Origin of the sequence: Enterococcus sp. AZ078, assembly GCF_051714985.1 — a bacterium.
Classification (GTDB): Bacteria; Bacillota; Bacilli; order Lactobacillales; family Enterococcaceae; genus Enterococcus_B; species Enterococcus_B hirae.
Window position 1 is genome coordinate 1,031,663 of the sequence record NZ_JBIOSW010000001.1, and the last position, 13,264, is coordinate 1,044,926.

13 protein-coding genes and 1 riboswitch are annotated in these 13,264 nt (G+C 36.4%); of the genes, 8 read left to right on the plus strand and 5 right to left on the minus strand.

Annotated elements, in window-relative coordinates; genetic code table 11:
- Nucleotides 1–380: 380 nt before the first annotated feature.
- Entirely contained in the window at nucleotides 381–1,394 is a 1,014-nt protein-coding gene (locus IGJ18_RS04990; protein ID WP_438842962.1) for an acyltransferase family protein, read from the plus strand.
- A gap of 1,013 nt (nucleotides 1,395–2,407) precedes the next feature.
- Nucleotides 2,408–3,001, plus strand: coding sequence for a bis(5'-nucleosyl)-tetraphosphatase (symmetrical) YqeK (gene yqeK, locus IGJ18_RS04995; RefSeq protein ID WP_053766477.1), 594 nt, complete (start codon nucleotides 2,408–2,410; stop codon nucleotides 2,999–3,001).
- A gap of 419 nt (nucleotides 3,002–3,420) precedes the next feature.
- Here yqeK and tenA read toward each other — a convergent pair whose 3' ends face one another.
- From tenA to IGJ18_RS05020, 5 genes are all read right to left on the minus strand, one after another.
- Nucleotides 3,421–4,104, minus strand: coding sequence for a thiaminase II (gene tenA, locus IGJ18_RS05000; RefSeq protein ID WP_438842963.1), 684 nt, complete (start codon nucleotides 4,102–4,104; stop codon nucleotides 3,421–3,423).
- A gap of 4 nt (nucleotides 4,105–4,108) precedes the next feature.
- Entirely contained in the window at nucleotides 4,109–4,747 is a 639-nt protein-coding gene (thiE, locus tag IGJ18_RS05005; protein WP_438842964.1) for a thiamine phosphate synthase, read from the minus strand.
- Entirely contained in the window at nucleotides 4,731–5,552 is an 822-nt protein-coding gene (thiM, locus tag IGJ18_RS05010; RefSeq protein WP_063626855.1) for a hydroxyethylthiazole kinase, read from the minus strand. Before thiM ends, thiE begins: the two co-directional genes overlap by 17 nt.
- Before the next feature lie 4 nt (nucleotides 5,553–5,556).
- On the minus strand, nucleotides 5,557–6,360 hold the full coding sequence (gene thiD, locus IGJ18_RS05015; protein WP_228197348.1) for a bifunctional hydroxymethylpyrimidine kinase/phosphomethylpyrimidine kinase: 804 nt from the start codon (nucleotides 6,358–6,360) through the stop codon (nucleotides 5,557–5,559).
- Nucleotides 6,361–6,435: 75 nt separating this feature from the next.
- Nucleotides 6,436–6,534: riboswitch (TPP riboswitch) on the minus strand.
- Nucleotides 6,535–6,647: 113 nt separating this feature from the next.
- Nucleotides 6,648–7,595: a sugar-binding transcriptional regulator gene (locus IGJ18_RS05020; protein WP_081128757.1), complete on the minus strand. Its 948-nt coding sequence runs from the start codon at nucleotides 7,593–7,595 to the stop codon at nucleotides 6,648–6,650.
- A 211-nt stretch (nucleotides 7,596–7,806) separates the two neighbouring features.
- On the opposite strand from IGJ18_RS05020, the gene srlA reads away from it, so the two are divergent.
- The 6 genes from srlA to IGJ18_RS05050 are packed head-to-tail and all read left to right on the plus strand — an operon-like array spanning nucleotide 7,807 to nucleotide 13,150.
- Nucleotides 7,807–8,340: a PTS glucitol/sorbitol transporter subunit IIC gene (gene srlA, locus IGJ18_RS05025; RefSeq protein WP_438842965.1), complete on the plus strand. Its 534-nt coding sequence runs from the start codon at nucleotides 7,807–7,809 to the stop codon at nucleotides 8,338–8,340.
- Nucleotides 8,341–8,364: 24 nt separating this feature from the next.
- On the plus strand, nucleotides 8,365–9,402 hold the full coding sequence (gene srlE / locus IGJ18_RS05030) for a PTS glucitol/sorbitol transporter subunit IIB (protein ID WP_010737302.1): 1,038 nt from the start codon (nucleotides 8,365–8,367) through the stop codon (nucleotides 9,400–9,402).
- 15 nt (nucleotides 9,403–9,417) lie between these two features.
- Nucleotides 9,418–10,491 carry a zinc-binding dehydrogenase gene (locus IGJ18_RS05035; RefSeq protein ID WP_178286475.1) on the plus strand — a complete coding sequence of 358 codons (1,074 nt, stop codon included), beginning with the start codon at nucleotides 9,418–9,420 and terminating at the stop codon, nucleotides 10,489–10,491.
- Nucleotides 10,488–11,483 carry a 2-hydroxyacid dehydrogenase gene (locus IGJ18_RS05040; RefSeq protein WP_240273910.1) on the plus strand — a complete coding sequence of 332 codons (996 nt, stop codon included), beginning with the start codon at nucleotides 10,488–10,490 and terminating at the stop codon, nucleotides 11,481–11,483. The genes IGJ18_RS05035 and IGJ18_RS05040 overlap by 4 nt, the downstream gene beginning before the upstream one ends.
- 41 nt (nucleotides 11,484–11,524) lie before the next feature.
- Nucleotides 11,525–12,772 carry an NAD(P)H-dependent oxidoreductase gene (locus IGJ18_RS05045; RefSeq protein ID WP_034867482.1) on the plus strand — a complete coding sequence of 416 codons (1,248 nt, stop codon included), beginning with the start codon at nucleotides 11,525–11,527 and terminating at the stop codon, nucleotides 12,770–12,772.
- A gap of 15 nt (nucleotides 12,773–12,787) precedes the next feature.
- Complete coding sequence (locus IGJ18_RS05050) at nucleotides 12,788–13,150, plus strand: PTS glucitol/sorbitol transporter subunit IIA (protein WP_161652080.1); 363 nt, start codon at nucleotides 12,788–12,790, stop codon at nucleotides 13,148–13,150.
- The last annotated feature ends 114 nt before the right edge of the window (nucleotides 13,151–13,264 follow it).

The window sequence follows — 13,264 nt, forward strand, 5'->3', positions numbered from 1 at the left end:
GCTTCTAGGTATAGTGAAAGTCGTTTTTATCCACTCATCTGTGTTTGAAATAATTCATCTAATCAAACTGAGCCAAGAAAATACAATAATGGTAATCATCTAATTTTAAAAAAATAGGGATCTATCTATTGTTTTTTTGAATACCTCAATAGTTTAAAATTGCTCCCACTCTATACAATTATGAATTAAATGAATTGGACTTTAGTCTAATGTTTTTTACATTAATCAATACTATAATTAATATAGTATTGTGGATTTAAGAAAGTAAAAAGGAAAGAGAAAATATAGATGTTAGAGTTAATTATCTCCAAATTTTTTTTGGTACATATTCTATTTTTATTTCTAGCCTATTAAAGTCAAATTTGCTTGTTGGAGGGATTATGGATAATAAGAATCAAAAACTATTTATTGCTCAGTTTATTGCGACGATTTGTGTTGTTGTTATTCATTGTGGGACCATTACTAGTCACCTGATAGTGCATTTTTTTCTAAAAAGTATGGTTTGTCGTATTGCTGTTCCATTCTTTTTTGTAAATAATGCATATTTCTTTCGGATAAATAGTAAGAGGGAAGGCTATTCGAAGATGTGGCTAAGAAGAATAGTACGTCTATATACTATAGTGTTTTTGCTGTACATTCCGTTTGGTGTTCAACTGTTACAAGATACAGTTGATATTCAGTGGAATTTATGGTCAATATTATTGGCATTGGTAGTTAGTTTCCTATATACTGGAAGCTTCTATCACTTATGGTATTTTCCTGCTTTGATAAGTTCATTAGCTATAGTTAAATATATGGTTCAAAGATTTAGATATAAATGGATTTTTCTGGTTTGCTTTTTATTTTTTTCAGTTGGTTCCCTTGAAACGTATTCCTTATTTATATCAAATCCAATGGTCATATCAGTTATGGAAAAATACTTTAATATTTTTTTTACTACAAGAAATGGGTTATTCTTTAGTCCACTCTTTATTTCCATAGGATTTGTTTTGGCTGATAATGTACATAATTTAGAAAAGCATCGAAAGTTATTCATATATGGACTAGTCGCTGCGTGTTTTTTAGGAGGAGTCGAAGGGATAATCACATTTTATAATCAAGGAATCGATAAGAATTTTATGTATTTCACAATCCCTTTTATTTTTAGTTTGTATGGACTGTTGGTTATTTCTAAAAGTAAAATCAAAAGTTTTGAAAATTTAAATTCCTATAGTAAGAATATATTCTTGTTTCATATGATACCTATTCAAATCTTTAATATGAGGCATGGCGAAATAACACCTATAAATGGATTATTCCGCTTGATGTTAGGGGTGTTTGTTCCAATAAGTATTGTTTTATTTTACAATAAAATTGTGAAACAAATATCAATTTTTTACAAAATTAAAATGTGAGATGAATTGATGCAGCATATTTGTTTGATTATGCTGAATTAGGATTTAAGTCAGCAGTCTTGTTTTGAAATAAATCATCTAGTTAAACTGAACTAAGAAAATACGAGATGGGTAATCATCTAATTAAAATAATCAGGGTTCTAGCTAAACCCCAGCCTTCGGGTATCATAGAACCACTAATGAATCTTACATTTTTGGTCTCTTTGTCAAATGATGTTGGTAAAGAAAATTTTTAGAATCATTTGGACAGAAAGAAGAAAATTTCTTTCTGTTCTTTTTATTTGGTTAAAATAGTATTACCATGACAGATAGTATTCTAGTATCTCTAAAAACGAATAAACGGTGTTCAAACATCAGCTCCTTGAAATAAGCCTGAATTTTTCAAAACATGAGGAGCTGTTTCAAAAAATTCTTTCTTATTGTCATCAGAGCTACCCGATGTTTTCACGACCTCTGATTCACGGTGTTCAAAGAGCTGACCTTCGGCGATAAGTCAAAAAATCTCAAAACATGGGAAGCTGTTTCGAGATTTTCATCCTTAATGCTCCTGCGATTACTCGTCGCAGTTTTTACTTGGTGAGCGCTCAGGTCAAGACACTCTTTTCACAACCTCATGAAATAATGAGGGAGAAGTAAGAAGTAGTTAGTCTCTAAGGATAAACGATCGCCTGCGATAGCTGGGTTATTAATAGGTAGTATGATAAAGTATGAGTAACATATAAAGGATGGTGAATCATATGAAAGTTTTTAAGTTTCTCGTTAAAATGTTCTTAGCTGTAGTAATTCCTGCTTATGCCACTTATGGTTTGTTATCTGATAGGAATAAGTCAGACAGTAAGAAATCAAAACGCACTTAGATTGATTTGATGATTTTATTCGTTGTACCCTGATCCATGGGAATCGAAAAGCTAAAAAGGAGCAAAACTATCAGAGGATGGAATGATTGTCGAACTTTATTTTTGACCTTATTAATACATAATAATGTAAAGGCATTCATTGGAAGGTGAGTTAAAATGAAGAATATTATTGAGTATAAGATACCCTTTAGTTCTAAAAATATTGAAATACAAGTCAAAGAATTTTTGAATTATTATGGGAAAGATAAAACCGTCTTTCACTCGTATGAAGTAGCCAACAAGGCGAAAGAACTTGCAGAAAAGTTTAACGTACCAAAAGATAAAGCCTATCTTGCTGGTTTGTTACATGATATTAGCGTAGTCATTCCTGATGATGAAAGGATAGAACTACAAAAGAGTTTAGGGGAGGAAGTTCTAAAAGAAGAAGAGAAACTACCTATGATTCTCCACCAAAAACAATCAGTATGTATAGCAAAAGAACTATTCAATATCAAGGATAGAGAAATATTATCAGCTATTGAATGTCATACAACGCTTAAAAAAAATGCTTCTAGTTTAGATAAAGTTGTTTTCATTGCAGATAAGATTAAATGGGATAGAGACCATAGTGCTCCTTATTTAAAACAATTGAACAAAGCTTTAGACATCTCTTTAGATCAAGGGTGTAAAACCTATATTGAGTGGGCTTTAACGGATATTTTCGTTTTACATCCTTGGTTAAAAGACGCAATGTGTGACTTAGGAATGTGAGTTTATGGGAAATTTCTATTTGGTTCAATAAAGAATTTGTGCTTTTTTATGATTATATTTTCGTCAGTTAATTTTATAGAGAGATTACTATTTTTTATGTCGAATGAGTGCAATCACCGATGAGGACTAGACAAACGGTTATTCTCAAAGCAGTAAAAGACATACACAATTTTACTTAGTAGTTTGGCGTGATCAAATAAGTTCTTTCAGATTGATGGGTTGAATAACTTCATCTTAGCGGTAGTGTGGTAGTTTTTTATAAAAAAATCAGGACGGATAGAATACTCTATCCGTCCTATAATGATTGAGTTTTCGTCTGGTATAGAGACTAAAAGGTGAGTGTCCTAGACTTAACATGTTTTACTAGATCTGCTTTAAACGAAAGCAGAAGAAGTTGTCTACTGAGATCACTATACAATTTATTCTGATAATGGAATCAGATTCATTTCTTCATGATAAGACATTTCCCAAAAAAGATACTCAAATTCCAAACTTGATATAAAAATTTGTTTTATTTTTTGTTGGTCTTTCGCACTTTTCATTTCGACTAATTCATCCAACAGGTCAAACATCCACTCAAATGATTTTTCAAAACTAGGATCTGCATATAAATCAATCCAGGAGCGATAGGGGTTCTTTTCTAAACTCGATTGATATCGTTTTTTTAAACGACTCGCATAATCGTAATAGGTCCAAGCGCAGGGAAGGATAGCTGCGATGATTTCAACTACACCTCCACTATGGCCGATCGCTAGCATATTTTCTGTATAAGAGCGATTGTAAAAAGAAGGTTGTACGGTGTTAAATTCTTCTTTTTCAATAGCATAATCCAACATATATTGGCGATGTAGGTCAAGTTCTGTTGCTAGAATACTGTATTGTGCTTCCACAAAATGAAATAATTGATGTTCATTGTCTGATTTGGTGGCAGCTAATGCGAATACTTTAGCATATTCAAATAAATACAAGTAATCTTGTAGTAAATAAAATTGAAATGTCTTTTTAGCAAGAATACCTTTTCCTAATTCTTGAATAAATGGATGATTAAATCCTTTTTCCCAGCTGTCATAAGCTTCGATTTTTAAATTTTTTGAAAATGACATTGATTTACCTCCCAATCGTCTGATCAATCAATCCTAAAAGTTCCTGACTGGCTTTTTTGATATCTTTTTTTGACAAAATAGCAGATACGACAGCAAAACCTTGAATAGGAAGTGAGTGAAAAGCTGGGATTGTTTGCTGATTGATTCCACCGATCACAATGATTGGAAGCGAGACTTGCGCACAGATTTTTTCTAATTCTTCAGTTGTGACATGTATTGCATCTGGTTTGGTGTCTGTAGGAAACATTGCACCGACTCCTAGATAATCCGCACCATTTTTTTCTGCTTCGATGGCTTCTTCAACCGTTTGTACTGAAACACCGATTAGTTTATCTGGTCCAAGATGCTTACGAGCTATAGTTAAGGGTAAGTCATTTTGACCTATATGGAGACCGTCTGCATCACATGCCAGAGCAATATCAAGGCGGTCATTGATGATCAAGGGAACGTTATATCTTTTGGTTAATCGTTTTATCTGTATGGCTTCTTCGTAAAACTTTCTAGAATCTAACTGTTTTTCTCGGAGTTGAACAGCAGTAACGCCTCCTTCAAGTGCTTGTGAGACAGCTTCTAGCAGTGTATTGGTAGTGAACAAGAGTGGATCTGTTACTAGGTAGAGCCGGTAATCAATCATCGAATGCAATATAGTCACCTCGTTCTGATAAGGTTTGATCCGTTAGTTTACTTATTTCATCTATTAAATGGGTGCGTAAACTACCTGTTCCTTTGGTTTTTGCCTTTTCAAAAGCTAATTCACCAGCAACTCCCATTGCAATCACGCTACTTACGGCTGCTTCAAAAAAATCATCGGAATAACCACCACAAAAAGTAGCAATTAGAGAATCTAACATACAACCAGTACCAGTAACATGGCGCATTGCAGCACAACCATTTTTTACCTGCATCGTTCGAACACCATCTGAAACGATATCGATTGCGCCGGTTATGACGATGATACAGTGAAAAGAAGAAGCTAGTGTTCGTGCAATATTGATGACTTCAGTTTCTTTTTTTTGATTCACAAGCGAAGTGTCTACTCCTTTAGCTGAAGTTTGAATACCTGCTAGACAAAGGATTTCTGAATAATTTCCACGAATGACTGTAAAATGGATACTGTTTAATAACTTTTTAGTCACATCCATACGAAATTGAGAAATACCCACACCGACTGGATCGAATATGACCGGAATTCCATGCTTGTTCGCTTCTTTGCCAGCAAGAATCATCGAATCGACGGTTTGTTCATTCAAGGTTCCTATATTGAGAACGAGTGCATCCGTTTTAGCTGTTATTTCTGCTACTTCTTGAATCGCATCAGCCATTATCGGAGAACCACCAATAGCTAAAGTAATATTGGCACAATCATTGACTGTTACATAGTTCGTTAGGTGGTGAACCAACGGATTGCATGCACGAATCTGTTGGATAATCGTTTCGAATGATGACATAAAATTACTCCTCTTCAACGGTATTTTGGTAAAGCGAGTAGAAATGATTCGTAGGACCATGTCCTTGACCGATCGCCAACGAATGTTGGATTGCAAGTGTAACGTATTTCTTTGCTTCACAGACAGCTTGATCTAAGGATTTCCCTAGAGCTAATTCAGAAGCAATAGCAGAAGATAACGTACACCCTGTCCCATGAGTATTTTTGGTTTCGATTCGTTCTGCAGTAAAATGATAGACTTTCTTTCCATCAAAGAGCACATCGGTAGCTTCACCAGATTTATGCCCACCTTTGATTAAAACAGCTGTTCCACTATTTTCGTAGATGGTTCGTCCGACTTGTTCCATATCTGCTATTGATGAGATCGTACATTGAGCAATTTTTTCTGCTTCTGGGATATTAGGTGTAATCAAGTTAGCTAAGGGAAGAACCGTCTGAATCAGTGTATCAATCGCAGTTGGCTCCATCAACGCATTGCCGTTTTTAGCGTACATCACTGGGTCTAAAACAATATTTTGTGGTTGCCATTTTTTTAAACTTTCAGTCACTGCAAGCATTGTTTCTTGGCTAGAAAGCATCCCAATTTTTACGGCGTCGGGAAAAATGTCTTCAAAAACCGCATCCATTTGATCTTTGATGATTTGAGGGGAAATATCTTGATACGTCAATACACGAACCGTATTTTCAGCTACGACTGAGGTGATAACCGACATTCCATACACTCGATGAGCAGAAAAAGTCTTTAAATCGGCTTGTATACCCGCACCACCACTACAATCTGATCCTGCAATACTAAGCACTTTTTTCATCTGTAATCCTCCTTAAAATAGAAAAAGACATTCCCCTAGAAAGAAGAATGTCTTGTTTGTTTTGATTTCGCATCAACAAAAAGGACATTTGCTCCCTACGCTGGTATCAACCAAACAGGTTCAAAGGGTCAGGTTTTACCTTCTCAACGCAACAGCGTCCCCCTGCAAACAAAATCATATTTTATTACTTTTTAATCATAGCGGAAATAGTTAGGAGATTCAAGAGCAGATAAAGGAAACAGGTGAGAATCGGAACTGCTCTTACGTAACTTCCGTTTTTGTTATTGCTAAATATCCATATGAATCAAGTGATCCGCAATGGTGTCGGTAGTAATGATGGAGTCAATCAGTTGATTTTTACAAGCATAATAGATTCCTTGCCATTTCGCATCATCATAAGCAATAGCGATGGTTTCAGGAATCGCTTTAAGCTCTTCAAGACTTAAACCAACCACATGCTTATTGATTGGATGATTTACTTCTTGACCATCTTTATCATAAAAACGGGAGTTGATGTCCCCAACTGCACCAATCCCTCTTAATTGTGCCATTTCTTTTTTATTAGTATACCCGATTTCTTCCATCGTGTTGAAATGATCAGGGGAGGAGATACCGACAAGTGCTAATTCGACTTTTTTGGCTTCAGAGAGAATTTTATCAATGTAGATATTACCTTCAAATTCTTGACGAATTATCTCATTAGAAACCAGTGCTGGAGTGTAAAGATATTTTGAAGAACCACGCGTCTTTCGAGCAAATTCATGGCAAAGTTGATTGGAGTGGATATCAAAATGATCATATCCCATGCCGCCGATTAATGGAATGAATGTTGTATCAGGATAATTCTCAAATGGAAATTGAGTAACTAAGCTTTTGATTGACTTTCCCCATGAAATCCCGATTGTTTTCGCAGCTGCAATCTTATCTTTTAAAGAGATTGATGCAATTTGTCCAACCATTTTCTCGATTTCTGGATAAGATAGATTAGTTGTGTCCACCACTTTAACAAAAGATAAGGCAAATTTTTTCTCTAGTTCGGTTTCTAATTCAATGGCATAGATATTTTCACTATTAATAAAAAATTCAATGAAACCTGCTTTTCGAGCATCAATTAACCATTTAGAAATGAGTGAACGAGAGACTCCCATTTTCTTAGCAATCTGTGCTTGTGTCAGACCTTCTTTATAATATAAAGTTGCTACTTTCACCATGTTTCTTTCTTCAGACTTACTCATTTTTTCCTCCAATTGATCGTTTCACTCCAGTTATTCATAACTGTCATACATTTAATAAAAAACATTTCCATTTTTAGTGTACTTTATTTTTTCAAAAAAATCAATTGACATTAATTTTGTCAAATGATATATTCTTGGTGTGGTATCATATGACAAATGAATTGTCTTTTGATAAAAGCGCGCAATTTGATCTTAAAAGGAGGAATGGGATTTGAATTTTCTGGTGAAGTTGTCAGATGGCTTTATGGGAATGTTTCAAGCTGGAGCAGATACTTTTGTTGGATTTTTAACGACTATCGTTCCGCTGTTGATTTCTTTGATTCTTTTTGTAAACGCTCTAATAAAAATTATCGGAGAAAAAAGAGTATTTGGATTCATGCAACGATGTACGAAATTCACGTTATTACGCTATACATTGATTCCGTTTTTAGCGTGTTTCTTTTTAACAAATCCAATGTGTTATACATTTGGACGATTTTTAAAAGAAGAACACAAGGCAGCTTACTATGATGCAACGGTTTCAATGCTTCATCCCATCGTGGGATTATTTCCTCATGCAAATTCAGCTGAACTATTTGTTTATCTTGGTGTGGCAGCTGGCTTTGGTAAAGTGGGAAATCAAAGTGAATTAGGTCTAAGATATTTATTAGCTGCTTTTATGATTATCTTAGTACGAGGAATCATTACAGAAAAAATTGCTCATTTCTTAACACAAAGAGAAGCAAAAAAAACAACAGAGGCATAGACGAAACTGAGAATGGAGGTAGAGATGGAAGCGAAAAAACTAATTATCCATAAAGGAAATGGAGGCTGGGGAGGACCATTAACCATTCCGTTAAATGATGAACGTAAGAAGTACGTTATCAGTGTAACCGGTGGGGGCATTCATCCCGTCGCTGAAAAGATTGCGGAATTAGCTGGGGTAACAGCGGTTGATGCATTTAAAAATCCAGTGGAAAAAGAAGAAACCTTGTGTGCAGTCATTGATTGTGGCGGAACAGCACGCTGTGGAACGTATCCAAGAATGAAGATCCCAACAATCAACGTAAAATTGCAAGCGCCTTCTGGGCCGTTGGCGAAATTTATGACAGAAGATATTTTTGTTTCAGGAACAACGATTACAAACATAGAAATTATTAGTGAGAGCGAAGCTGCACAAGTACATAATAAAGAAGATAAGAATGAAAAAACATCAAATATCAACACAAATAAACCGGAAACAACTACAGAAATAACAAAAGAAACCACTGAAAAGAAAAATCATAGCAATAAAAAAGGTGGGATTTTTGGCTTGATCGATACCATCGGACGTGGTGCGGGGAGCTTTATCAATATCATGTATCAAGCAGGGCGTGAAACGATCGATACCGTGCTAACAAATATTATTCCATTTATGGCTTTTGTTGCAACTTTGATTGGTATTATCAACTATACAGGAATTGGGGATATTATTGCGAAGTTTTTGTCACCTTTAGGCGGTAGCTTACTTGGCTTAGTTCTATTAGGTGCTATTACTAGTTTGCCGTTTTTATCTCCTTTATTAGCACCAGGGGCGGTGATTGCTTCGGTGATTGGTTTATTGATCGGAACAGAGATCGCTAATGGTACAATCCCGCCACATTACGCTCTACCAGCACTGTTTGCTATCAATTCACAAGTTGGCTGTGATTTTGCACCCGTAGGAATGACTTTGGGAGAAGCAAAACCAGAAACGATTTCTAATGGTGTGCCAGCTGTGTTGTTTTCGCGAATTTTAACTGGGCCGATCGCAGTTATCATTGCGTATGCCTTTTCAATTGGATTATAGAATAGGAGTGAAAAAATGCAACCTAAAAACATAACGTTTGGCTATTTAGCTGAGAAGAAGAATGCAAAGATCAAGGAAATACCGATGCCTGAATTGGCAGAAGATGAATTGTTAGTAAAACAAGAAGCTTGTAACATTTGTACAACTGACTATCAACAATGGTTAGGACTTAGAGAACATCAAGGCTATCCTATGGCTGGCGGACATGAATGTTCAGGAATTGTCGTAGCAAAAGGCAAAGCTGTCGGTGATACCTACCAGATCGGCGATCGAGTCAGTGTACTTTATGATTATTGTGGTTACTGTGATGAGTGTAAATTTGGTGAAATTACGAATTGTGAAAACAAACGGCAATTTGGAAAGAATTATTCAAAAGAGTTTTATGGGATTTTTGGATTTGCGAATTATTTTGTTCGTAAAGCCAAGAGCTTCGTCAAGATGAGACCAACTTTATCTGCCTCAGAAGCTGCTTTTGTCGAACCCTTATCCTCCGTCGTTCAAAATATGAAAAAATTACGAATAGTGCCTGGGAAAGAAACGATCGTGATCATCGGTGGAGGAACAATGGGACTTCTCAATGGACTAACAGCACGAGCAATGGGCGCAAGGGTCATTATTTCTGAGGTCATGCCTAAAAAGTTAGCTCTAATCAAGGAATTAGGGTTTGAAGCGATTGATGCAAGTCAAACCGATCCAGTCCAAAAAGTCAAAGAACTCACAAATGGGAGAGGGGCTGACAGCGTTATTGTCGCAGTTGGATCAACTTTGGCGATGAATCAATCCCTTGAGATGGTGAAAGAAAAAGATGGGAAAATCTCGATTTATGCTGCGGGTTATCCTGCGCCTGAAATGGCTATCCAGCCAAATACGATTCATTATATGCGTCTCGAAGTGATCGGTACGTATGCTTCCACACTAGAAGATTTTTATGACGCAGCTACACTCCTAAATGAAGGGCGTGTCGATGTATCAAAATTGATCGAAACCAAAATTCCATTAATGGATATTCAAAAAGCATTCGAGATCGCTAGTACCCCAGGAAGCTATCGGGTATCAGTTGTATTAAATGAGGAGGGGAATAAAGAATGATCAAATGTTTAGCAATCGCAGATTTATTTATTGATCGAGAAATGATGGAAGAAGGCTTGAAAGATTTAGCCACAAAAGGAATTTCTGTAGACATCAAAGAATGGCGACATTCTGATTTAGATAGTCTGCAAAAAGATAATATCAAGGTTGAAAAACAAGGGTGTGATGCAGTCGAATTACCAGAGTATCTCTTAGAAAATATTGAAGAGTATCAGTGGATCATTACTCAATTTGCACCGATTGGTAAAAAAGTGATCGACCGAGCAGAAAATCTGGAATTAGTTGGCGTACTGCGAGCAGGTACAGAAAATGTCGCTGTTAGCTATGCCGAAGAAAAAGGAATTGCTGTTTATAATACTCCTGGCAGAAGTAAGACTAGTGTGTCGGAATTTACTGTTGGTTTGATTTTGACAGAAATTCGAAATATCGCACGAGGAAATCAAAAATTAAGAGAGCATCAGTGGCAAAAGTACTATCCTAATGGGCTATTAGCACCTGAATTAAAAGAGTCAACGATTGGTTTAATTGGTTATGGCGAAATTGGCCAACGAGTTGCTCATTTGTTGCGACCTTTTGGATGTAACATTCTTTTCTTTGATGATTATTTTGATGGTACGTCCCCTGATACTCAAGTTAGCTTAGAGGAACTGGTGGAAAAAGCAGATATCTTTTCGATGCATTATCGATTGACTCCTCAAACAAAACATATGATCAATGAGTCGCATTTCAAGAAAATGAAACCTTCTGCTGTTTTCATCAATAGTGCCCGTGCTGGATTAGTCAATGAACAAGATTTGATTCAAGCATTAAGAAACAAAGAGATTACGGGAGCGGCAGTGGATGTTTTTGAACAGGAACCATTACCCGCAGACCATCCTTATCTAACATTAGATAATCTCACGATCACCCCTCATATTGCGGGCTCGACAATTGGTAATTTTGCCAATTCGCCTAAAATATTAGTGAACCGAATCTTTAGAGAATATTTATAAAAAACACATAAAAAATTGAATGAGTGGAGGAAATACATAAGATGACTTTATATGGTGAATTACAATTAAGAGAAAAAACAGGTAATCCAATCAAAGTGGGAGTAATTGGTGCAGGACAAATGGGCAGGGGAATGATTGCACAAATAGCGTCAATTCCAGGGATGATCGTAACAGGGATCAGTGACTTGTCCCTTGATTATGCACAAAAAGCGAAAGAAGCGTATCTAGCTTCGGCAAAAGTTAAAAATGATGTCCTTATTTCAACAGATGCTAAAGAAATTATTCACTCTGATTGGAATGAAGTAATCGTAGATGCTACTGGTGTACCTGAAGCAGGAGCAAAAATTGCGCTTGAAGCGTTATTAGCAAAAAAACATCTTGTCTTATTAAATGTTGAAATCGATATCACTATTGGACCTTTGATGCATAAACTCTATGATTCAGCGGGGTTGATCTATACAGGATCAGATGGCGATGAACCTGCAGCAACCACCGAATTATTTGAATTTGCTTCGTCTATGGGGATGGAAGTCTTAGTTGCGGGAAAAGGGAAGAATAATCAATTGAATATTTCCGCAAATCCGGCAACTGCTGAAAAAGAAGCTCAGAAAAAACAAATGGCTCCTCATATGCTAGCTGCTTTCCAAGATGGAACAAAAACAATGGCTGAAATGAATCTTTTATCAAATGCGATTGGCTATATCCCTGACAAGGTAGGTATGCATGGTTTGAAAGGGGATCTAGATTCTGTCATTACTTCGTTAGATTTAAAAGAAAATGGTGGGGTCTTATCTCAATTTGGTGTAGTGGAATATGTGGATGGTTTAGCGCCAGGCGTCTTTGTTATCGTTAAGGGGCAAAATAGCGAAGTAGCTGAAGAAATGAATTACTTGATGAAGAAAGGGGAACGGGATCATCATATCTTATATCGCCCGTATCATTTAGCAAGTTTAGAAACACCAATTACGATTGCAAAAGCTGTCTTACAACAAGATCATGCCATTGTTCCATTAGGCGCCCCAATTTCAGAAACAGTTGCGGTAGCGAAAAAAGATATTCAACCTGGGGATCATTTAGATGGAATCGGTGGTTTTTGTGTCCGAGGAGTACTTGAGACCCACGAAGAAATGAAGCGAGAGGGACATATCCCGATCGGACTGATCTCTGGAGAAGTAGTAGCAAAACGTTTTATACGGGCGGGTTCTTTCTTAACTGAAGATGACGTTGAACTAGATGCCAGTACCACTGTTTGGCAGTTACGTCATTTACAAGATACGACGTTATCATAGAAGGAGGAGAAAACCATGCACACAACAAAGATTGTTGAGGTTGGTTCTTTAGTGGAAGAATTTGCGGCAGAGTACTTAATGATTCTTTTCGGACAACAGGTACCACCTGAATTAAAAGACATCTGTGTGGTCCATGACAATCATGAAACGGCTAAAAATGTCATCAAAACAGGGGATATACTGACCATCGGCAACCAAGAATATCAAATCAAAGAAGTTGGCAGTGAAGCCAATCATAACTTTGAAACCCTCGGTCATATCTCCATTTATTTCCGCACAGGAGAAAACGAAGTCTTGCCAGGAGCAATCGTTGTAGAGCCTCAAATCTTTCCAGAGTTTGCGATTGGAGATACCATTCGATTTGGAGAATCACAATAAGTAGTCGCTAGTTGTTGAAGAACGGTTGGGATTGTTCCTGATCGTAGTAAAGAACTAATGTGTTTGATAGTATATCAATAACTGCTAGATCAGAAGAAAAAAACTAACTCTGCC

Bases quoted from the DNA above. Each gene is read 5' to 3' on its own strand.
- IGJ18_RS05040 (WP_240273910.1), top strand. From the start codon at position 10,488: ATGATCAAATGTTTAGCAATCGCAGATTTATTTATTGATCGAGAAATG.
- tenA (WP_438842963.1), bottom strand. From the start codon at position 4,104: ATGTCATTTTCAAAAAATTTAAAAATCGAAGCTTATGACAGCTGGGAA.
- IGJ18_RS05020 (WP_081128757.1), bottom strand. From the start codon at position 7,595: ATGAGTAAGTCTGAAGAAAGAAACATGGTGAAAGTAGCAACTTTATAT.
- thiD (WP_228197348.1), bottom strand. From the start codon at position 6,360: ATGAAAAAAGTGCTTAGTATTGCAGGATCAGATTGTAGTGGTGGTGCG.
- IGJ18_RS05035 (WP_178286475.1), top strand. From the start codon at position 9,418: ATGCAACCTAAAAACATAACGTTTGGCTATTTAGCTGAGAAGAAGAAT.
- IGJ18_RS04990 (WP_438842962.1), top strand. From the start codon at position 381: ATGGATAATAAGAATCAAAAACTATTTATTGCTCAGTTTATTGCGACG.
- yqeK (WP_053766477.1), top strand. From the start codon at position 2,408: ATGAAGAATATTATTGAGTATAAGATACCCTTTAGTTCTAAAAATATT.
- IGJ18_RS05050 (WP_161652080.1), top strand. From the start codon at position 12,788: ATGCACACAACAAAGATTGTTGAGGTTGGTTCTTTAGTGGAAGAATTT.
- srlE (WP_010737302.1), top strand. From the start codon at position 8,365: ATGGAAGCGAAAAAACTAATTATCCATAAAGGAAATGGAGGCTGGGGA.
- IGJ18_RS05045 (WP_034867482.1), top strand. From the start codon at position 11,525: ATGACTTTATATGGTGAATTACAATTAAGAGAAAAAACAGGTAATCCA.
- thiM (WP_063626855.1), bottom strand. From the start codon at position 5,552: ATGTCATCATTCGAAACGATTATCCAACAGATTCGTGCATGCAATCCG.